At 72.4% G+C, this 19,060-nt stretch carries 18 protein-coding genes; 10 read left to right on the top strand and 8 right to left on the bottom strand.

Going from position 1 to position 19,060, the window contains the following annotated elements; translation table 11 throughout:
- The first annotated feature begins 33 nt into the window (after window positions 1-33).
- Complete coding sequence (locus ACOJVX_RS00815; RefSeq protein WP_026417718.1) at window positions 34-969, top strand: NAD-dependent epimerase/dehydratase family protein; 936 nt, start codon at window positions 34-36, stop codon at window positions 967-969.
- Window positions 969-1,538: an acyltransferase gene (locus ACOJVX_RS00810; RefSeq protein ID WP_026417719.1), complete on the top strand. Its 570-nt coding sequence runs from the start codon at window positions 969-971 to the stop codon at window positions 1,536-1,538. The genes ACOJVX_RS00815 and ACOJVX_RS00810 overlap by 1 nt, the downstream gene beginning before the upstream one ends.
- A gap of 61 nt (window positions 1,539-1,599) precedes the next feature.
- Here ACOJVX_RS00810 and ACOJVX_RS00805 read toward each other — a convergent pair whose 3' ends face one another.
- Both ACOJVX_RS00805 and ACOJVX_RS00800 read right to left on the bottom strand, forming a co-directional pair.
- A complete protein-coding gene (locus ACOJVX_RS00805) occupies window positions 1,600-2,091 on the bottom strand; it encodes a hypothetical protein (protein ID WP_026417720.1) in 492 nt (163 codons plus the stop codon).
- An 88-nt stretch (window positions 2,092-2,179) separates the two neighbouring features.
- Window positions 2,180-3,010, bottom strand: a complete 831-nt coding sequence (locus tag ACOJVX_RS00800; protein ID WP_026417721.1) for an aldo/keto reductase — start codon at window positions 3,008-3,010, stop codon at window positions 2,180-2,182.
- Between the two features lie 226 nt (window positions 3,011-3,236).
- On the opposite strand from ACOJVX_RS00800, the gene ACOJVX_RS00795 reads away from it, so the two are divergent.
- The gene (locus ACOJVX_RS00795) at window positions 3,237-4,040 is read left to right on the top strand and encodes a class I SAM-dependent methyltransferase (protein ID WP_418155733.1); all 804 of its coding nucleotides are present in this window, start codon (window positions 3,237-3,239) and stop codon (window positions 4,038-4,040) included.
- A gap of 55 nt (window positions 4,041-4,095) precedes the next feature.
- Here the strand turns inward: ACOJVX_RS00795 and ACOJVX_RS00790 are convergent, their stop codons facing one another.
- Both ACOJVX_RS00790 and ACOJVX_RS00785 read right to left on the bottom strand, forming a co-directional pair.
- Window positions 4,096-5,070, bottom strand: coding sequence for a Gfo/Idh/MocA family protein (locus ACOJVX_RS00790; RefSeq protein WP_103055852.1), 975 nt, complete (start codon window positions 5,068-5,070; stop codon window positions 4,096-4,098).
- A complete protein-coding gene (locus ACOJVX_RS00785; RefSeq protein WP_026417723.1) occupies window positions 5,067-6,173 on the bottom strand; it encodes a DegT/DnrJ/EryC1/StrS family aminotransferase in 1,107 nt (368 codons plus the stop codon). Before ACOJVX_RS00785 ends, ACOJVX_RS00790 begins: the two co-directional genes overlap by 4 nt.
- A gap of 355 nt (window positions 6,174-6,528) precedes the next feature.
- On the opposite strand from ACOJVX_RS00785, the gene ACOJVX_RS00780 reads away from it, so the two are divergent.
- From ACOJVX_RS00780 to ACOJVX_RS00750, 7 genes are all read left to right on the top strand, one after another.
- A complete protein-coding gene (locus ACOJVX_RS00780; protein ID WP_308208858.1) occupies window positions 6,529-7,023 on the top strand; it encodes a UDP-N-acetylglucosamine acyltransferase in 495 nt (164 codons plus the stop codon).
- Between the two features lie 33 nt (window positions 7,024-7,056).
- On the top strand, window positions 7,057-7,299 hold the full coding sequence (locus ACOJVX_RS00775) for an acyl carrier protein (RefSeq protein WP_026417725.1): 243 nt from the start codon (window positions 7,057-7,059) through the stop codon (window positions 7,297-7,299).
- A gap of 254 nt (window positions 7,300-7,553) precedes the next feature.
- Entirely contained in the window at window positions 7,554-8,300 is a 747-nt protein-coding gene (locus ACOJVX_RS00770) for an SDR family NAD(P)-dependent oxidoreductase (protein ID WP_026417726.1), read from the top strand.
- On the top strand, window positions 8,297-9,775 hold the full coding sequence (locus tag ACOJVX_RS00765) for an AMP-binding protein (protein WP_422647166.1): 1,479 nt from the start codon (window positions 8,297-8,299) through the stop codon (window positions 9,773-9,775). The genes ACOJVX_RS00770 and ACOJVX_RS00765 overlap by 4 nt, the downstream gene beginning before the upstream one ends.
- 134 nt (window positions 9,776-9,909) lie before the next feature.
- The gene (locus ACOJVX_RS00760) at window positions 9,910-10,941 is read left to right on the top strand and encodes an acyl-protein synthetase (protein WP_051313625.1); all 1,032 of its coding nucleotides are present in this window, start codon (window positions 9,910-9,912) and stop codon (window positions 10,939-10,941) included.
- Window positions 10,938-12,218 carry an acyl-CoA reductase gene (locus tag ACOJVX_RS00755; protein WP_026417729.1) on the top strand — a complete coding sequence of 427 codons (1,281 nt, stop codon included), beginning with the start codon at window positions 10,938-10,940 and terminating at the stop codon, window positions 12,216-12,218. The genes ACOJVX_RS00760 and ACOJVX_RS00755 overlap by 4 nt, the downstream gene beginning before the upstream one ends.
- 192 nt (window positions 12,219-12,410) lie before the next feature.
- A complete protein-coding gene (locus ACOJVX_RS00750; protein WP_051313627.1) occupies window positions 12,411-13,346 on the top strand; it encodes a lysylphosphatidylglycerol synthase domain-containing protein in 936 nt (311 codons plus the stop codon).
- 458 nt (window positions 13,347-13,804) lie between these two features.
- Here the strand turns inward: ACOJVX_RS00750 and ACOJVX_RS00745 are convergent, their stop codons facing one another.
- The 4 genes from ACOJVX_RS00745 to ACOJVX_RS00730 form a co-directional block, all read right to left on the bottom strand.
- Complete coding sequence (locus ACOJVX_RS00745; protein ID WP_422647165.1) at window positions 13,805-14,959, bottom strand: glycosyltransferase family 2 protein; 1,155 nt, start codon at window positions 14,957-14,959, stop codon at window positions 13,805-13,807.
- A 24-nt stretch (window positions 14,960-14,983) separates the two neighbouring features.
- Window positions 14,984-17,419, bottom strand: coding sequence for a hypothetical protein (locus ACOJVX_RS00740; protein WP_422647164.1), 2,436 nt, complete (start codon window positions 17,417-17,419; stop codon window positions 14,984-14,986).
- A gap of 374 nt (window positions 17,420-17,793) precedes the next feature.
- Window positions 17,794-18,720, bottom strand: coding sequence for an HAD family hydrolase (locus ACOJVX_RS00735; RefSeq protein ID WP_335337408.1), 927 nt, complete (start codon window positions 18,718-18,720; stop codon window positions 17,794-17,796).
- A 78-nt stretch (window positions 18,721-18,798) separates the two neighbouring features.
- Window positions 18,799-18,930: a hypothetical protein gene (locus tag ACOJVX_RS00730; RefSeq protein WP_418155172.1), complete on the bottom strand. Its 132-nt coding sequence runs from the start codon at window positions 18,928-18,930 to the stop codon at window positions 18,799-18,801.
- Window positions 18,931-19,060 lie beyond the last annotated feature (130 nt).

The raw sequence follows: 19,060 nt of genomic DNA, 5'->3' as shown, positions 1-19,060 counted from the left end.
CGACCAGGCCCGTGGGAGGACAGGGAGGCGAGGATGACGGCTGGCACGGTGTTCTTCACGGGTGGCGCGGGCTTCATCGGCATGCACGTGCTGCCCCTCCTGCTCGACCGGGGCTACCGGGTTCGGCTCTTCGACAACATGAGCCGAGGGGACCGCGCCCGGGTGGAGGAGCTGACCGCCACCGGACAGGTGGAACTGGTCGAGAAGGACGTCCGGTACGGCGGGGCGGTTCGCGAGGCCGTCCGGGGGTGTTCGCACGTCATCCACTTCGCGACGGTGTCGATCAACAAGTCGACGGCCGACCCGCACGAGAGCATCGACATCAACATGGTCGGCAACAACAACGTCTTCGCGGCGGCCGCCGACGAGGGGGTGCGCCGGCTCGTGTTCGCCTCCACCGCCTCGGTGTACGGGGACCCGAGCCGCCTCCCGATGCACGAGGACGACCCCCTGGACCCGCTGACGCCCTACTGCATCAGCAAACGCGCCGGGGAGGACCTGCTCCGCTTCTACGAACGCCGGCAGGGCCTGTCCTGGAACGCGCTGCGCTTCTTCAACGTGTACGGCCCTGGCCAGCGCATCGAGGCCTACTACACCTCGGTGATCAACCACTTCCTGGACCGGCTGACGAACGGGCTGCCGCCCGTCATCGACGGGCGGGGCGAGCAGTCGATGGACTTCGTCCACGTCACGGACCTGGCCCGCGCGGTGGTCGCCGCGCTGGAGAGCGAACGCGCCGGCCTGCCGATCAACATCGGGACGGGCATCGACACCACGATCGCGCAGCTGGCGAAGATCCTGATCGACGCGGTCGGCGCTGAGGTCGAGCCGAGGTTCAACCCCCGGGACGTCCTGGTGTCGCGCCGGGCGGCCGACATCCGGCGGGCCAGGGAGGTCCTGGGCTGGGAGCCGGCCGTCTCCGTGCGGGAGGGGATGACCGCGCTGGTCGACGCCAGGTTGGGCCGCTGATGTTCCTCGACGACGAGCGCAGCAGGCGCCTGCGGCCCGGGATCCTCACGGACCTCGTGGGCCAGTACATGAACGACAGCGAACGGGCCCGGCTGCTCGGACTCCCCCCCAGCACGCGGATCAGGGAGCGGGCCAAGGTCGTCAGCCCCGAGCGGCTCGTCCTGGGCGACCACTGCTGGATCGGTGAGGGTGCCGTCCTGGACGCGAGCGGTGGGCTGGAGATCGGCGAGCACACCAGCATCGGGCTGAACACGTTGATCTTCACCCACTCCAGCTGGTTGGCGAACATGATGCTGGAGAACCACAGCGGTTCCGACCTGATCGAACGCAAGCCGGTGCGGATCGGCCGGGGTTGCTTCATCGGGGGGCTCTGCTTCGTGATGCCCGGCGTGGTGATCGGGGACTTCGTGACGGTGCAGCCGCTGTCCGTGGTGGCCAGGGACCTACCGGACCGGAGTCTCGCCGCCGGGAACCCCGCCAGGGTGTTCCAGCGCTACGACGAGGAGCACGTCCGGGCCGAGGCCGAACGGGTCCGAGGTGGGGGCGGGGCGGACCGGCGGGAGCCGTGAGGACGGCGCTGGCCGACGCGCGCGGGTCGAGGCGGGCTCACTAGCAGCCGATGCCAGCGGCTCACGGGACGACTCCCAGGTAGAGGTCGTGGAAGACCCCGGGGGTCGCGGCGATGACGCCGAAGCGGAGTACCCGGCCCAGCACTGCGGGCGGGAGGAGCACCCGCAACGGGAGCCGGATGGCGCCGGCCGCCGGGACCAGCAAGGTGAAGGGCGGCAGGCCGACCGTGGAACTGCCGAGGACGACGGCGGCGCAGGTCCACGGCCGCTGGGCGGAGAGGATCTCCAGCCTCCGGACCAGGCCGGTGAGCCTGGTACCCAGGGCGGAGCGGGGATCGCGGAGCCAGGGCAGCGCGACGGCGCCGCGCGCCGCCGCGTAGTGCACCAGCTTGCCGGCGAGCTGTCCGGACGCGATCGAGAGGGCCAGCCCCCACCAGGGGAGCTCGGGGCGGGTGACCGCCATCCCGACCAGGTAGAGCTCCACGCTGAAGATCGGAGCCAGCGAGCCGAGGAAGGCCACTCCGGCCACCAAGACGAACCAGGGAAGCTCCACCGAGCCACCCTAGTGGGGGCACCGGTCCGGAGTCCTCGTCATGGGCGGCTCCGGACCGGGCGGCCTTGTCACCGGTTCGGTGGCTGGCTCAGCCGTTGAAGGTCGCCGGGTCGAGGCCCAGGACCCTGGTCCCCGAGTCCAGCGGCGCGAGGGACTCGACGTCCTCCGGGTCGAGGTGGAAGTCGAACAGGTCGAAGTTCTCCTCGATCCGGGACGGGGTGACCGACTTGGGGATGACGACGTTGCCGATGTCGAGGTGCCAGCGCAGGATGACCTGCGCCGGGGTCCGCCCGTGCTTCTCGGCGAGTCGGGTGACCACCGGGTCGGCGAGGACCTCGCCCTGGGCCAGCGGGCTCCAGGCCTCGGTGAGGATCCCGTGTTCCGCGTGGAAAGCCCGCAGTTCCGGTTGTTGCAGTTTGGGGTGCAGCTCGACCTGGTTGATCGAGGGGACGAGTTCCGTCTCGTCGAACAGGCGCTTCAGGTGGTCGATGGTGAAGTTGGAGACGCCGATCGCGCGGACGCGGCCCTCCCCGTAGAGGCGTTCGAACGCCTTCCAGGTCTCGACGTACAGGTCCCGGCCGGGCAACGGCCAGTGGATGAGGTACAGGTCCAGGTAGTCGAGGCCGAGCTCGGTCATGCTGGCGTCGAAGGCGCGCAGGGTCGAGTCGTAGCCCTGTTCGGCGTTGAGGAGCTTCGTGGTGACGAAGACGTCCTCCCTGGGCAGCCCGGACTCGGCGACCGCCTGCCCGACTCCGCTCTCGTTGCTGTAGGCCTTGGCGGTGTCGATGCTCCGGTACCCGGTGCGGAGCGCCGTCGCGACCGTCTGCCTGGCCTCCTCCGGCGGAACCTGGAACACCCCGAAGCCGAGCTGGGGGATCTCCACGCCGTTGTTCAGGGTGAGGTTGGGAACCTTGCTCATGGGCTGTTCGGCCTCCGGTCTTCGTGTGGTGCCGTCGGGGCTATGGGTACCCGACCGCGAGGGTGACCGGGAGGCAACGTGCCTCACCTCACCGGCCGGGCGCAAGACCGTCCTCACCGGATCGGGTGAGTTCTCCGAGCCCACACCTGCGGGTATCGCCGGGGCGGGCCCGGGCGGGTGGCCGTGAGGTGGCCGGAGTTGGCCTCGCCTGCTATCCAGCCGAGATATGTCGAGAGACCGAGAACCGGCGGAACCGCCGGGGGACCCGTACTCGGTGACGGCCGAGTTCTACGACCTGCTCCACCTCGACGGCTACCGGGAGTGGGCGCGGACGTGGCTCGCCACGTCCGCGCGGCGCGCGCGGCTCGGCGTGCTGGAGGTGGGCTCGGGGACCGGGGCGATGACCTGGGTGCTGGCCGAGGAGTCAGAGGTCCCCGTGCACGCGGTGGAGCCGTCACGGGCGATGAGGGCCGTGCTGATGGGGCGCCTCGCCACCGCCTCGGACCGGGTGCGGAGCCGCGTTCGGGTGCACCCCCACCCGCTGGGGGCGGCCGGCCTGGCCGGCGTCGCCGACCTGGCGGTGTGCGTGAACCTGGCCTCGGGGCTGCCGCCCGCGGAGCGGGAGGACGCGCTCTGGCCGGCGGTGGCACGGGCCCTCGTCCCGGGCGGGCTGCTGGTGGTGGACAGCCCTCGGCGTGGTTCTCCAGCCGCCGAGGAGTGGCCCCTGCCCTCGACACGGCTGGGTCCGGACGTCTACACGGGAACCGTGCGGTGCGCGCCGGGCGACCGGGCGGGGCCGGACCGCTGGACGTTCCGGTACCAGGTGCTCGGGGAGCGCGGGACGCTCCGGGAGGAGACGGAGACGTTCCCGACCTGGCCGTTGGACCCGGAGGTGCTGGACCAGGAACTCCGGGTCGCGGGCTTCCTCCCGGCTGGGACGGCGGGTGGGTGGGACCCGGAGGTGCCGGCGATGACCTCGGAGGTCGACGCCGCCTCCGCGTGGCGTCCCGAGCTGTGGCGTCGCCGATGACCCGGCCGTCCCCGGCGGCGCCGGCCGAACGCGGGCCGCGCGGCCGGGCTCCGGGTCAGCGCACGGAGGCTCCCCGCAGCACCTCGGCGACCACGCGGTGCGCCGGCAGGATGGCGGCGCGTTCGTCGGCGGCGTCCACCCGCCCCGCCATGAGGTCGAGGAACCGGTCGAGCTGCGCGGCGAGGGGTTCGCGCCCGCTGACCAGCTCGGGCACCTCGATCACGCTCTGCTGCCGGTAACCGCGCCCGTCGGGGGTCGCGGCGTCCAGCGACACGTGCCGGTAGATGGTGACGTCCCGCCGGAGCAGGTCGGCCTCGATCAACCGGTTCAGCTCGCGGATCACCAGCGTGCGCACCTTGCGCTGGCCGATCCTGCTGGCGGAGACGGCGGACAGCGCGCCGTCGGCGAACCCGAGCAACGCCTCGACGACGTCCTCCGCTCCCGGTTCGGAGCTGTCGTGGAAGCGTCCCGCACGGCCGAGCACCGTGTGGGGGGCCGTGCCGCCGAAGGCTCGGATGACCAGGTCCACGTCGTGGACCAGGAGGTCCCAGCCGACCCCGGTCCTGATCCTCGGCGCGTAGGGCGAGTGCCGGGTGGCGCTGACGTGGACCGGGTCGTCGACCAGCGAGAGCGCGGTCATGGCTGTCGGGTTGTACCGCTCCAGCAGCCCGCACATCAGGGGGACGTCGCGTTGGGCGGCGAGTGCGACGACCTCCTCGCTGCCTGCGAGGTTGTCGCACACCGGCTTCTCGACCAGCAGCGGGACATCCTGTTCCAGGACCTGCCTGGCGAGCTTGTGGTGGGTCTCGGTCGCGGAGGCGATGACGACCCCGTCGACGTCGCCCAGCTCACCGAGCTCGGGCAGCCACCTGGCGCCGCACTGTTCCGCGAGGGGAGTGCCGACCGCCTCCCTCGGGTCGACGACCACCACCAGGTCACAGCGTTCGGACTGGCTGAGCACGCGGGCGTGCAGGGTTCCCATCGCACCGGCGCCGACCAGGGCGATCCGTGCTCTCGGCTCCGGCGTCATCCTCCGAGCACCCCCCGGACCGCCGCGACGATCTCGTCGAGGTCGTCGGCGGTGAGTTTGGGGTGGACCGGGAGGGACAGCGCCCGCCTCGCCACCGAGCGGGCGACGGGGAAGTCCTCGGGGCTGACCCGAGGCACCCCGGGGTGGTCGCGGTAGCAGTCGTAGTCGAACACCAGCCGGGGGTAGTAGATGCCGGTGCCGACGCCGGCCTCCCCGAGCCTGGCGGCGAGTTCGTCGCGGTCGACCGCGGCGTCGTCGTCGAGCAGGACGGTGTACTGGTGCCAGACGTGGGTGCGACCGTCCACGACGGCGGGCAGGCGCAGCCCGGGAATCCCGGTGAGGCCCTTGGAGAGGGTCTCCGCGTTGCGTTGCCGGCTGTCGATGAGCTGGGCGAGCCGGCCGAGCTGGGGCAGGCCCACGGCCGCGTGCACGTCGGTCATCCGGTAGTTGTGCCCGGCGACCTCGTACTGGTAGCGCTGCCGCATCCCCTGGTTGCGCAACACCCGGAGCCGTTCGGCGAGCTGGTCGTCCTCGGTGGTGATGACACCGCCCTCGGCGGTCGTCACGTTCTTCGTCGCGTACAGCGAGAAGCAGCCGAGCCCGAAGGAACCCACCGGTCGGCCGTCGACCGTGGCCCCGAGGGCCTGTGCCGCGTCCTCGACCAGGGCCAGCCCCCTCGACGTGGCGAGCGCGCCGAGCCGGTGGACGTCAGCCGGTTGGCCGTAGAGGTGCACGGGCATCAGCGCGGTGGTGCGGGGGCCGACGGCGGCGGCCGCCGCCTCGGGGCAGAGGCAGTAGTCGGCGTCGCCGATGTCGGCGAACCGGGCGGTCGCGCCCGCCTCCAGGATCGCGTTGAGGGTCGCGACGAAGGTGAAGGGGGAGGTGACGACCTCGTCGCCGGGCCGCAGACCGAGCACCTCCAGCGAGGCGACCAACGCGGTCGTCCCGCTGTTGACCGCGATCGCGTGCGGCACTCCGGCGGCGTGGGCGAAGGACTCCTCGAAACGCTCGACCATCGGCCCCTGCGCGATCAGCCCGGAGCGGAGAACGGAGCTGACCAGAGGCTCGGCGTCCTGGACGTCGATGGCGGTAATGGGGATCATGCGGCCGCCTTTCGGTTCCACAGATCATTTCCCGCATTGCGGTAGGGTGATCTTCCGACCAATTCCCGGTGCGCAGGATCACCGTACTCGCCACCGTGTCCCGGTCGCCCGCCAAACAGCGGGACGACTACCCGGTAACACCGCGACGGAAAGGGTGTTCGTGGCAAACAGGATTCATCCGAGCTCCGCCGTGTCCCCCGAGGTCGAGCTCGGCGAGGACAACGTCATAGGCCCCTTTTGCGTGATAACCGGACCCACTCGTATAGGCGATGGGAACTGGATCGGACCACACTCCGTCATCGGAACTCCCGCCGAATACCGGTCCGGGCCACACCCGATCGGCTGGGAAGGCGAGATGGCTGGTGGCGGGCTGGTGATCGGCGACCGGAACGTCGTGCGGGAGTTCACCACGATCAACCAGGGCACCGCCACACCAACCCGGGTGGGCGACGAGTGCTATCTCATGAGCGGCGTCCACCTCGGGCACGACAGCACCGTCGGGAACCGGGTGACCCTCGCCTCCACGGTCCAGGTCGCCGGGCACTGCGTGGTCTGGGACGAGGCCAACCTGGGCATGGGCGCGCTGCTGCACCAGCGGTCCGAGGTCGGGCCGGGGGCGATGGTGGGGATGGGCGCCGTCGTGCGGCGGACGGTCGGGGCCTTCACCATCGCAGTGGGCGATCCGGCCAGGACGACCGGGATCAACGAGATCGGACTGCGCAGGCAGGGCTGCGGCGACACCGCCGTCGAGGCACTGGCCCCCCTCCTCAGGGGAACCGGACCACTCCCTGCCGACGGACTGCCCACCCGGCTCGCCGACCTGCTCAGGAGCTGGGTGGACCGGGAGTAGCGCGACGCGGCAACCGACGAGGGGGCGCAGGACATGACGCTTGTCGAACGGCTTCGCGGGGTGTTCGTCCAGGCACTGGACCTGGGCCAGGACGTCGAGGTCGAGAAGTTGGAGTACCGGGGGGTCGACGCGTGGGACTCCGTGGGTCACATGACGCTCGTCGCGGCGGTCGAGGACGAGTTCGACGTCCAACTGGACACCGACCAGGTGATCGACATGAGCAGTTTCAAGGTCGCCGCCGACATGCTCAAGAACCTGGGCGTCCCCGAAGGCTGATCGCGCACCGACGAATCACCGAACAGCGAATCGGGAACCCTCCGACGGAGGGAGATCGGCTTTTCCGGATCGTGCCTTCCGACGCGGCACCGGTACCGCACGTCGTCGCGCCGGCGGTGGAATCGACGGCGGCGCGAATTCGACGGGCGGAATCCCGCGACGCTCGTAGTCTGACGTCAGAGCAGTGCGGTCCTGACGGAATCGGAGAACGCCGGTAGGACCGGCGTTCCGGGGCAGAGGGGCGGTACTTAGCCGTGACCGAACTCAGGGACAGGGTCGCCGTCATCACCGGCGGCACCCGCGGCATCGGCCTGGCCACCGCGACCGCGCTGGCCGAGGCGGGGGCGGCTGTGGTGCTCACCGGACGTTCGGAGACCACGGCCAAGGAGAGGGCGGCGGAGGTGGCCGCCGCCACCGACTCCCGGGTCATCGGCATGGGGCTGGACGTCACGGACGGGCGCGCGACGGCCACCGCGATCCGGGGCGCGGCACGGGAACTCGGCCGGCTCGACATCGTGGTCGCGAACGCGGGTGTCCTGGCCGACGCCGTGCTGGGCATGATCAGCGAGGACCACGTCCGCTCGCTGCTCGACACCAACGTGGTCGGCGCGCTGAACACCGTGCAGGCCGCCGCCCGGGTGATGACCCGGGCCCACGGCGGGTCGATCGTGCTGCTCGGTTCGATCGTGGGCGAGCGGGGCAGCGTGGGGCAGAGCGCCTACGCGGCGTCGAAGGCCGCGATCGGAGGCCTCACCCGTTCGGCCGCCAAGGAACTCGGGCGCCACGGCATCCGGGTCAACGCGGTCGCCCCCGGGGTCGTGGACACCGACCTCGTCCGCTCCCAGTCCGAGGAGACGCTGCGCCACGCCCGGGAATCGAGCCCGTTCGGTCGGCTGGGCCGCCCGGAGGAGGTCGCCACCGTGATCCGCTTCCTGGCCGGCGACGACGCCAGCTTCGTCACCGGACAGGTCATCGGGGTCGACGGGGGTCTGGTGCTGTGACCGCGCTCCGGACCGACACCGTGCTCGCCGACCTGGTCCACCCTGGCAGCGCGCTCGTCGACGCCGCGACGGGCACCACGTGGTCGGGTTCGGACCTGCTGGCCAGGGCGGAACGCTTCGCCGAGGGACTCGTCAACCTGGGGCCCGGCCCCCTCTTCCTGCTCGCCGGCGTGGACACCGGCTCGGTCGAGCGCTACCTGGGTGGCCTCGCCGCGCGCCGGCCGGTGGCACTGCTCGATCCGGCCACCCCGCACGCCGTCCTCGCCGACCTCATCGGCAGGTTCCAACCGGCGGCCGTGCTCGGCACCCCCGACGGGGAACGGGCACCGGAGGGGTACCTCCCGACGGCCGACGGGTGGCGGCGGCTCGCCAGCGGGGAGGCCCCACCGCCGCACCCCGACCTCACGCTGCTGCTGGGCACCAGCGGCTCCACCGGCAGCCCCAAGTTCGTCCGGCTCTCCGGTCGGGCCGTCCTCGCCAACGCCCGGTCCGTGATCGCCTCGTTGGGCATCACCACCGCCGAGATCGCCCCCACCTGCCTCCCGCTGCACTACAGCTACGGGCTGTCCGTGCTCCACAGCCACCTCGCCGCCGGCGCGACGGTGGTCGTCACCGGGCACGGCGTCCTCGAACGGCCGTTCTGGACCGCCGTCGACCGGTACGGGATCACCTCGCTCGCTGGTGTCCCCTACCACTACGAGATGCTGCGACGACTGCGGTTCGACCCCGCGGCGCACCCCAGCCTGCGCACCGTGACCCAGGCCGGGGGGCGGCTGCGCGACGAACTCGTCACCTACTTCCACCGCACGATGGCCGCGGTGGGAGGGCGCATGTTCGTCATGTACGGCCAGACGGAGGCCGCGCCGAGGATGGCCTGCCTGCCCGCCGAGGAACTGCCAGGGCGGGTCGGGTCGGTGGGCCGGCCGGTTCCTGGTGGGACCTTCACCATCCGCTCCCTCTCCGACCAGGACACCGCCGGAGGCGCACCGGCGCCACGCCGGGGCAGGAGCGCGACCAGTACCAGCCCGGGGGCTGAGGGCGAGGTCGTCTACCAGGGTCCCAACGTGATGATGGGCTACGCGGAGTCGGCCGCCGAACTGTCGTCGGGCGACGAACTCGGCGGGGTCCTCGCGACCGGTGATCTCGGCTACCTCGACGAGGAGGGCTTCCTGTTCCTCACCGGACGCCTCTCCCGGATCGGCAAGGTCTTCGGCAACCGGGTCAACCTGGACGACGTCGAGCGGCTCCTCCGGGGCAGGACGGGGCACGTCGGCCCGGGAGCCGCCGTCGCGGACGGTGATCGGGTCGTCGTCTTCCTCGAAGGGGGGACCGTCGAGGCCTGCCGAGCCGTGGCCAGGACGCTGGCGGCGGAACTGCGCCTGCACGCGTCCGGGTTCGACGTTCGACCAGTGGACCGTCTCCCCCTGCTGCCGAGCGGCAAGACCGACTACCGCACCCTGGAGGCCGGCACGTGACCACCGCCGCTGAGCGACCGGACGCCGGGCCCGGGTCGGGGCACCCGGGGAACGGCTCCGCCCCCACCCCCTCGTCCCGCGGGGAGGACGCCGACGTCTTCGGGCTCGACCAGCCGGGGCGGGAGGCCGCTCTCCTGCCCGAACTGGTCGACCTCACCGAACGGCACCGCGACGGCTGCCCGGAGTACGACCGGATCCTCACCGCGCTCGGCGTTCCCCGTCCCGCCGCCGCCTCGACCACCTCCGACCTGCCGTGGCTCCCGGTCCGGCTGTTCAAGGAACACGATCTGCGCAGCGTGCCGGCAGAGGCGGTCTTCCGGGTGCTGACCTCCTCGGGGACCACCGGTGCCTCGGTGTCCCGCATCCACCTCGACCGGGAGAGCGCGGCGGCGCAGACCAGGCAGCTGTCGCGGACCCTGCGCGCGGTGCTCGGCCCCCGCCGGTTGCCGATGCTGATGGTGGACAGCGCGTCGACGGCGCGCGGCGGAACCTCCTTCTCCGCCCGGGGAGCCGGGGTCCTGGGCATGGCGAACTTCGGGCGGGACCACGTGTACGTGTTGGACGAGGACGACCGGCCCGACCCCGGCGCGGTCGCCGAGTTCCTCCGCCGGCACGGCGACTCCCCGTTCCTGGTGTTCGGCTTCACGTTCATGGTCTGGCGCTACCTCTACGAGATCGCCAGGGACCACCGGTTCGACCTGTCCAACGGCGTGCTGGTGCACTCGGGCGGCTGGAAGAGGTTGGCGGACCGGGCGGTCGACAACGCCGAGTTCCGCCGACGCTTCGCCGCCGACACCGGGCTGCGGCGCATCCACAACTACTACGGCATGGTCGAGCAGATCGGCACGGTCTTCCTCGAGGGACCGTCCGGGGGGTCGCTGTACTGCCCCGACTTCGCCGACGTGATCGTCAGGGAACCCGGGACCTGGCGGGAACAGCCGGTAGGGGAACCCGGGGTCATCGAGGTCGTCAGCACGCTCCCCCGGTCCTACCCCGGCCACGTCCTGCTCACCGAGGACGTCGGCGTCGTCCACGGAGTCGACGACGGCGACTGGCCCGGCAAGCGCTTCTCCGTGACGGGCCGCCTGCCCAGGGCGGAGGCGAGGGGCTGCGGTGACACGTTCTCCGGGCCGAGGAACACCGGACCCTCGGGAGGCCGCCCATGAAGGTCACCTCGCGGTTCCCCGCCGGGCCGTCCCTCCCGGCCCCCGACCTGCTCCGCGAGCTGGCGGTCGGTGCCGTCCGCTGTGATCTCCGGGTCGGGGACGAGCGGATGGTGCGGTTCCTGACCGACCTCGCCGCCAGGCTCCTCGCACCGGCCCAGGCCCGCCGCCACCCGGAACTCGCCGCGCTCGGGTTCTTCCTCCGCCGGGGGGAGCTCACCAGGACCCTGGACGCGCTCGGCGACTCGCCCTCGACCGGCACCGCACCCGCCGGGCCCGGCGGCGCCGAGAGCGCGCTCCGGTTCCCCCGGGGCCTGGTCCTGCACGTACCACCGGCCAACGTCGACACCATCTTCGTCTACTCCTGGGCGCTGTCCGCCCTGGCGGGCAACACCAACGTGGTCAGGTTGTCGGAACGTTCGGGCGCGGCCGCCTCCGCCGTCCTCACCGCCATGCACGAGGCCCTGCGCGACGCTCCACCCGAGGTGGCCACGGCGGTGGCCGCGACCCAACGCCTCATCGGCTACGGACGGGACGACTCGGTCACGGCGACCCTCTCCTCGGAGTGCGACCTCAGGGTGGTCTGGGGCGGCGACGCGTCCGTCACGGCCCTGCGCGCCTTCCCGCTGGCCCCGGCTGCCCGGGACCTCACCTTCCCCAACCGGTCGTCCTTCGCCGTGATCTCCTCGGCGTCGTGGCGGCGCACCGACGAGACCACCCGGCGCTCCGTGCTCGGCGGCTTCTACAACGACGCCTTCTGGTTCGACCAGGCGGCTTGTTCCTCGCCGAGGGCCGTGTTCTGGGTGGGCTCGGAGGCGGAGGGGCGCGAGGCGGCCCGCGACTTCACCCGGTTGCTGCTCGACGTCGTCGGGGAGAAGGGGTTCCGCCCCGAGCCGGCGATGGCGGTGCGGCAACGGGTCGGCGCCTACGGTCTCGCCGCGACCGGGGCGGCGAGGTCCGTCAGCTTCGAGGGGGACGCCGTCGCGACGCTGGAGCTCGCCCCCGAGGCGGAGATCCCCCGCGACTGGCTTGGCGTCGCGACCTTCCCCCACCGCGCCGTGGGTTCCCTCCAGGAGCTGGCAGGGCTGGTGCGGCGCGAGGACCAGACCCTGACCCACTTCGGGTTCGACCGGGGCGAACTCCTCGCCCTGGCCGAACGCCTCGGCGGGCGGGGGATCGACCGGATCGTCCCGGTCGGGTCGGCGTTGAGCTTCGCCCCGGTGTGGGACGGCCACGACCTGCTCCGCGAGTTCACCCGGCTGACGACGGTGACCGGGTAGGCGCCGCCGATGTGGTTCCGCGCGAGGGACAGGCCCGCCGGGCCGGTCGGTGGTGCGGGGGGAGCCGGCGGGCCGGCCGAACCCGGGGTCGTGGCGGGCGCCGAACCGGCCGGCGCCCGACGGCCGGTCGAGGTCACGGGCCAGCGAGACCCGAGTGAGAGCCCCGCGGGCGGGGGCGCGGAGAGCCGTGACGTGCCCGGTCGGTCGCGGCGGGCCCGGCTGCTCGCCTGGGCGCAGCGGGGCCTGCTCGTCCTGGTGCTCGCCGCGACGGCCTGGGCGGTGGTGGGCCGGTGGTCCGAGGTGTCGGCGGCGTTGGTCGAGATCCCCTGGTACGTGACGGCGCTGAGTTCGGCGGCGACGGTGGTCGGCATCCTGGTCGGCACCCTGGCGTGGCAGGCGGTGGTGGACGACCTCGGTCCGCCGGTGGGTCTGGTTCGCGGGGCGCAGATCAACCTCGTCGGCCAGCTCGGCAAGTACGTGCCCGGGACGGTCTGGGCGTACCTGCTCCAGATGGAACTCGGCAGGAGGGCCGGCCTGCCCCGGGCACGGATCTTCAGCGGCTCCCTCATCCACCTCGGTGTCTCGATGGTCGCGTCGTTGCTGTTGGGCGTGCTGGCCGCCCCGGTACTGCTCGCGGACACCCCCAGCGCGGCCTGGCTCTACCTGCTCCTGCCCGTTGGCCTGGTGGCGTTGCACCCGGCGGTGCTGACGAGGGCGGCGGCCCTGGTGTTCCGGGTCCTCCGCCGTCCCCCACCGGCGGAGCGGTTGCGGTGGGGCACGGTGGGCCGCGTCCTCGGGCTGTCCCTGACGGCGTACGGGTTGTTCGGGGTGCACCTCTGGCTGTTGGCATCGGCGAGCGGAGCCGTCACTGGCTGGGATGTCCTGGTCTGCGTCGGTGCGATGGCCATCGGCATGAACGCGGGCATCCTGGTCTTCTTCCTGCCCTCCGGCGCGGTCGTCAGGGACGCGATCCTGCTCGCCGCGTTGTTGGCCGCGGGTCTGACCGAAGCCCAGGCCATCGCGTTCACCCTCGCGTCACGGCTGATGTTCGTCCTCGCGGACGTGCTCACGGCTGGCGGCGCGGCGCTGACCGCGCGCCTCGCGCTGCGGCGCGCCGGGGACGGCTGACCCCGGTTCGGCTGCCCTCGTGGTGGGCTGGCCGGATCGTGGCGGACCAGGTCGCCACGGTGCCGGGCCCGCGCCCGCGCTCCCCTGCCGCGCGGCCGGCGTCCACCACATCGGCTCGGCTCCTGGAACTCCCCGCGCCGGCCTGCCTCCGGTGGCCGCCGGCTCCTGGTGGGACGCGCGGGAGAGATGCTCCCGCGCGGCGGGCGTGCACGAGTGGACGGCGGGGTGACCCGCCGGGTCGGGGAGCGCGGTTCGGGGATGGCGTGCGGGTTGGGGATGGCATGCGGGTCGGGGAGGGCGGCGTCCTCAGTCGGGGCCGGTGCCGCCGAGCGGCGCGCGGCGCGGCGCGATCGATCACCCCGGTCCCCGGGTCGGCTCCGGTCCCCCGTCCCGAGGTGCCGCTCCGAGCTCGTCGCCGCGCCCGGTCGCTCCAGGGCCTCGTGGGCGTGGAGGAGCGTTCACCAGCTACCCGCTGGCTCCGGAGGATCGGGGTCGGGACGCGGGCGGGCACGGCGCGAGTTCCGCCGAGGCCGTCCCGCCGGGTCCTCCTCCACGTCGCCACCGGGCCCGGCTGCCGGTTCGCCCGGGAGCGCGCGGGAGTCCTTCAGGGACGCTGTGGGCGGTTGGCCCGGTGGCTCTCCCACGTCCCGCACCTCGTCGACCACGAACACCGGACGACCGCGACCGTCGTCGCCGGCACGCCACAGGTACTCGCCGAGCAGACCGAGGAACGCGAGCTGCCCGCCACCGATCACGCACATCACCGCGATCACCAGTGGCCACCCCACGGGGAGCTCGGTGAGTGGCGCGGTGAGGACGACGGACGCCCCGAGCAGTACGCCCACCGCTCCCAGCACCGCTCCCACCACCATCGCCGCCCGCATGGGCGCGTAGGAGAAGGCGACGAAGGAGTCCAGGGCGAGTTTGATCTTCCGGCTGGTGGTCCACTTGCTGGTGCCCGCGGGCCGAGGACGCTGGTCGAAGGTGATGGTGGCCTGCGCGAAACCCACCCAGGCGACCAGGCCCATGATGTTGCGGTTGCGCTCGGGCATGCGCGCCAGCACGTCCAACACGGCGCGGGACACCAGGACCTGGGAAGGCCCCTCCTCAGGGATGTTGGGGATCTGCCCCAGTCGGCGGAGCAGCCAGGAGAACACCAGGGCGGACAGGTTCGACGGTCCACGCCGGACCGAACGGACCCGCCGCACGCCCCACACGATGTCGTGGCCCGATCTCCACCCCGCCAGGAAGTCGGCGACGGCGCTGAGAGGTTCCTGGAGGTCCGCGCTGAGCGTGATCGCCGCATCGCCCCGGCACAGCTGGAAGCCAGCGGTCACGGCGGCGTGGGAACCGAAGTTGCGGGACAGGACCGCGACCCTGGCGATGTCACCCGGCCCGAGCTGGTCGAACACCGCCTGGGCGGTGCCGTCCTCTGAGCCGTCGTCGACGACCACCAGTTCGAAGTCCAGGTCGGGGAAGGAGTTCCTGACCTGGCGGTAGAACGCGACGAGCCCTGGCGCGTTGGCCGCCTCGTCGCAGGCCGGCACCACCAGCGAGACCAGTCGCCGGCCGGTCACGCGCGCCGTCTCCCCCGTGGGGAACCGTTCTCGCATCGGATCCACCGTCCCTCCGCTCGGTCACGGGTGTCCGCTGTCGTGGTGGTCCTCCTTCCGTTCGTGTTCCGGGGCCGCTGAGGTCGGCTCGGTCGTCCTCGTCGGCTCCACGGGGGACACCTCGGAGTCGCCCGACCGGCGCCGCCGTCGGCGGTGCGTCGTCGTCACCAGCACGAGGCCGGCGGTCAACACCAGGCCGGCGGCCAGCAGGCCCATGCCGAGCCCGAGCCCGGGGGCGTTCCAGCGCAGCTCCAGGGATCCGCCGTCCATCCCGGCCGGCAGCTCGACCTGGAGGAGGCCGTCCGGCCCGGTCCTCGTGGGAACGGGGGCGCCGTCGACGCTGGCCGAGTACCCGGGCCACGCCAGCCTGGCGAAGGTGAGGCGGGTGGGGGCGCTGGGGTCGTCGCGGGTGAAGTCGACGAGTTCCCCGCTCCGGCCGACCACCTCGTCCCGTGTCACCTCGACACCGGCCGGCACGTGCGACACCCGCCCGTCAGGGTGGGGCAGCGGCTCCGTCCGCCGCCACACGGTGACGAAGTCGGTGACCTCCTGGCGTTCCCAGCCTGGCGGGGCCGGCTCCTCCCGCACGTCGACGAGGGCGTGTTGGGCGACGACCGTCTCCGCGCGGAGCAGGTCCACCAGCGGAGCCGGTCCTCCCAGGGGCCGCCGCCAGAAACGTTCCCACGCCTCCGGGCAGGTGACGCTGCCGTAGAAGTTCAGGCACTGCGCCCCGTCCAGCGCGGAGAACCCGATCCCGCTGTAGGCGGTGAGCGTCTCCACCTCCGGGATGGTGTACAGCGACCCGAAGAGGACGTCCTGGTAGATGCCGTGCGGTTCGACCGTGGCCGGGTCCGCCCTGGCGAGGTCGGCGAACTGGACGGTCATGCCCTGGTAGCGGTCCGCGAACCGGTCGCGCAGCTCGTCGGCGTGCAGGGGGAACTGGTAACCGGCGGTGTTGGCGTTGGACGGGAACCAGGTCAACTGGAGGGCGAGCACGCCCACGGTGCCGGTCGCCAGGAGGACGAACCCGCCGGCCCTGCTGGCCCACCCGGCCAGCAGGGGGACCAGCAGGAGGAGGACCGCCGCCGCGCCGAGGAGCTGCCGGGGCAGCGTGTCCGGGACCGACGCCCAGCCGAGGTAGCCGGCGAACGCGACCAGCGAGACCGAGAGGGCGGACCGTGCCACCGGTCGAGTGCGGTGGAAACCGCCACTGGCGACGACGGCCCAGGTCAGCGCGACCGCGAGCAGGAAGAAGGGGATCAGCCTGGCCGGCCAGCGGAACATCCAGAGGTTGGACGGACCGAGCATCAGCACCAGCGACGCGCCCCCGAAGACGGCCAGTCCCACCAGGGGCCGCCAGCGGTCCCGGAGCACCCCCCACCGCAGCCACGGCAGGGTGGGCAGCAGGAACCACCCGAGGTAGAGGCCGGGAAACTCCATCACCGGCAGGCCGAAGGTCGTCACGAAGGGTTGGAACGCGGGGTTGCTCAGGCCGAACAGGTCGGTGAGCGTGGGCACCAGGAAGCCGTCGTTGAAGGTGGGGCTGTCCTGGCGGTACCCGACCACCGAGGTGCCCACCAGCGGGATGAACACGAAGGCCGTCACCAGCGCCGTCGCCACGCCCGCCGCCGCCACACCGGCCACCCGCCACCGCTGCCCGGAGCACCACCCCTCGACCATCACGGCGAGGACCACCAGGGCGGTGGCCAGCAGGCCGTACGGGCTACCGATGGAGGAGCACAGGTAGCCGGCGAGCACGACCCAGAACAGGGAACCGCCCCGGTGGACGGCCCGCCGCGCCGTCCACCACACGTAGGGGACGAGCGCGGTGGTCATCTGCGCGTTGATCCACGCGGTGCCGTCCATGAACAGGTTGTAGCCGGCGAGGGGGAAGGCGAGGCCCACCAGCGCGGCGGCCCACGGCCTGGCCCCGTGGTCCCGGGCCACCAGGTACGTCCCGAAGGCCATGAGCACCATGAACCCGGCCTTGACCAGCGAGATCGCCAACGCCAGGTTGGTGAGTTGGTGGGTGGCGAGGTTCGCGGCCAGCACCAGGGGGTTCCACATGCCGGTGGCCGCCTCGCCCACCAGGTTCCCGCCACGCCACATGTCGAGCTCCAGTAGCGGTAACCTGCCGGCGAGGACCGCCTCGGCCACTCGGTGCCAGATCCCCACGGCCGCCGCCGCGGTGTCGTCCCAGTAGTAGAAGATGCGGTTCCCGACCAGGGGCAGTCCCGCCGCGATCCCGGTCAGCACCAGCATCACCGCCGGGGCCAGCACCCGTTCGCTCGGCCACCTCGGCACCGTCGGACCCGCCTGGGCGGCGGGGGCTGGTTCCTCCGGCGTGCGGTCCCGCCGGGCGGCGGCCTCCGTCACGTCCATGACGGCGGGCTCACCGGACGTCCCGGCGTGGTCGGTGTCGTCGGCACACGGGTCCTCCCTGCGTCGGTCGAACCACATGATTGCCCGGCTGACCGCGGAGCGCCTGCGGGAGGACATCACAGGTCGTCGACGTCGTCGCAGGTCAGACGCACCCCTGACTGGCCGGGCGCGACGGGGAATGCCGCGTGTGGGCTACGGGCCGACGCGCGGTGGCGAGGTCGGCGGCACGGGAACCGGTGTCGCGGCCGTCCGCGCGCCGGCGCCTCCCGCCCCGGGCTCCTCCCACCGGCCGGATGACCCGTTGGGCGCGCCAGCGGAGGACTGGTGCGCGCCCGTGCGGCTCCGGACGGGGTGGCGGCGGCACACCGGGAGGAACGGCCGCCGCGGGTGTTCGGGACGGCTGGCGGCGCCCACCCGTCAGCGCGGTGCCCGAGGGGCGGGACGGAGTTCGGTCAGAACCAGCGCTCCAGGATTCGCGCCACGCCGTCCTCGGCGTTGGAGGTCGTGGTCTCGTCCGCGACGGCCAGCACCTCCGGGTGCGCGTTCTCCATCGCGACACCGTGCCCAGCCCAGCGCAGCATCGGGATGTCGTTCGGCATGTCGCCGAAGGCGACCACGTCAGCCCGGTCAACGCCGTGCAGGTCGGCCACCTCGGACAGCCCCGACGCCTTGTTCACCCCCGCGCGCATCACGTCGATGAGGCCGTCGTCCGTGGAGTAGGTGATCTCGACGGCGTCCGAGACGAGCGGCCCGACCGTTCTCGCCATCTCGCGGCTGGACACCCCCCGGTGGCGGACGATCAGCCGGACGGCGGGGCGCCCGAGCAGTTCGGCGAGGGGGACCGGGCTTCGTTGGTGGACGCCCCAGGGACTCAGGTAGCCGGGCCCGACCAACGCCACCGGGGCGCCGCGGGTGTCGTCCTCGGGCGGCTGGGTGGGCGGGTCGGCGTCCACGCACTGCTCGACGGCCAGGGCGCAACCGGGCAGGGCGTCGAGCACGACGTCGGCGACGTCGCGCAGCAGCACGGGGTCGATCGCGTGGGTGCTCAGCACGGCCCGACGCTCGACGTCCAGGATCACCGCGCCGTTCACGCAGACGGCGAGCCCGCCGACGCGCAGCGCCCGCGCCACCGGGTACACCCAGCGAGGTGAGCGGCCGGTGGCGAGGACCATCGGGATGGCGGCGTCGAGCACCCTGGAGACCGCCGAGGCGGTGCGTGGGCGGAGTTGTTCGAGCGGGTCCAGCAGGGTGCCGTCCACGTCGGAAGCGACCAGGCCGGGCTTCTCCACGTGGCCGTCCTCACTCGGGGGCACGAGCGCCCGGCCCGTGCCCGGTATGCCGACGCGGGGATCGGCCGGGGGCGGGTGTCCCCTGTTCACGCTGGTCGGCGTGGACGGGAATGACTCGCGTACCGTCGGTCCACCCCCGCGGTCGGCTCGCCTCAGGTGGCGGTAACATTAGTCGGCCGCGACGACGAGGTGAATATCTATGGTCGGGGCCGGGTTCGAGTGGTTGATCGCCAGGAATCCGAACGCGGCCATGATGGCCAAACCGAAAGCAGCGAGCGTCGTGGTCAGTCGTCGGGCCATACGCCTGTCCCTTCCTCGGTGGTCGTCGGTCGCATCTCCGTTGGTCTGATCGTTCTCCCCATCCTGTTTGTTAGCCGGTGCAACCGTTCACCACTGGAACAGAGCAGTCCGTGGAATTATTCCGGCGCCA

It is taken from the genome of Actinoalloteichus caeruleus, assembly GCF_049311605.1.
Lineage (GTDB): Bacteria > Actinomycetota > Actinomycetes > Mycobacteriales > Pseudonocardiaceae > Actinoalloteichus_B > Actinoalloteichus_B caeruleus.
This window is presented reverse-complemented; position numbering and strand designations above follow the sequence as displayed.

What these genes read in the sequence shown, in the direction of transcription:
- ACOJVX_RS00815 (WP_026417718.1), top strand. Translation starts at nt 34, where the DNA reads ATGACGGCTGGCACGGTGTTCTTCACGGGTGGCGCGGGCTTCATCGGC.
- ACOJVX_RS00810 (WP_026417719.1), top strand. Translation starts at nt 969, where the DNA reads ATGTTCCTCGACGACGAGCGCAGCAGGCGCCTGCGGCCCGGGATCCTC.
- ACOJVX_RS00800 (WP_026417721.1), bottom strand. Translation starts at nt 3,010, where the DNA reads ATGAGCAAGGTTCCCAACCTCACCCTGAACAACGGCGTGGAGATCCCC.
- ACOJVX_RS00795 (WP_418155733.1), top strand. Translation starts at nt 3,237, where the DNA reads ATGTCGAGAGACCGAGAACCGGCGGAACCGCCGGGGGACCCGTACTCG.
- ACOJVX_RS00790 (WP_103055852.1), bottom strand. Translation starts at nt 5,070, where the DNA reads ATGACGCCGGAGCCGAGAGCACGGATCGCCCTGGTCGGCGCCGGTGCG.
- ACOJVX_RS00785 (WP_026417723.1), bottom strand. Translation starts at nt 6,173, where the DNA reads ATGATCCCCATTACCGCCATCGACGTCCAGGACGCCGAGCCTCTGGTC.
- ACOJVX_RS00780 (WP_308208858.1), top strand. Translation starts at nt 6,529, where the DNA reads ATGGCTGGTGGCGGGCTGGTGATCGGCGACCGGAACGTCGTGCGGGAG.
- ACOJVX_RS00775 (WP_026417725.1), top strand. Translation starts at nt 7,057, where the DNA reads ATGACGCTTGTCGAACGGCTTCGCGGGGTGTTCGTCCAGGCACTGGAC.
- ACOJVX_RS00755 (WP_026417729.1), top strand. Translation starts at nt 10,938, where the DNA reads ATGAAGGTCACCTCGCGGTTCCCCGCCGGGCCGTCCCTCCCGGCCCCC.
- ACOJVX_RS00745 (WP_422647165.1), bottom strand. Translation starts at nt 14,959, where the DNA reads ATGCGAGAACGGTTCCCCACGGGGGAGACGGCGCGCGTGACCGGCCGG.
- ACOJVX_RS00740 (WP_422647164.1), bottom strand. Translation starts at nt 17,419, where the DNA reads ATGTGGTTCGACCGACGCAGGGAGGACCCGTGTGCCGACGACACCGAC.
- ACOJVX_RS00730 (WP_418155172.1), bottom strand. Translation starts at nt 18,930, where the DNA reads ATGGCCCGACGACTGACCACGACGCTCGCTGCTTTCGGTTTGGCCATC.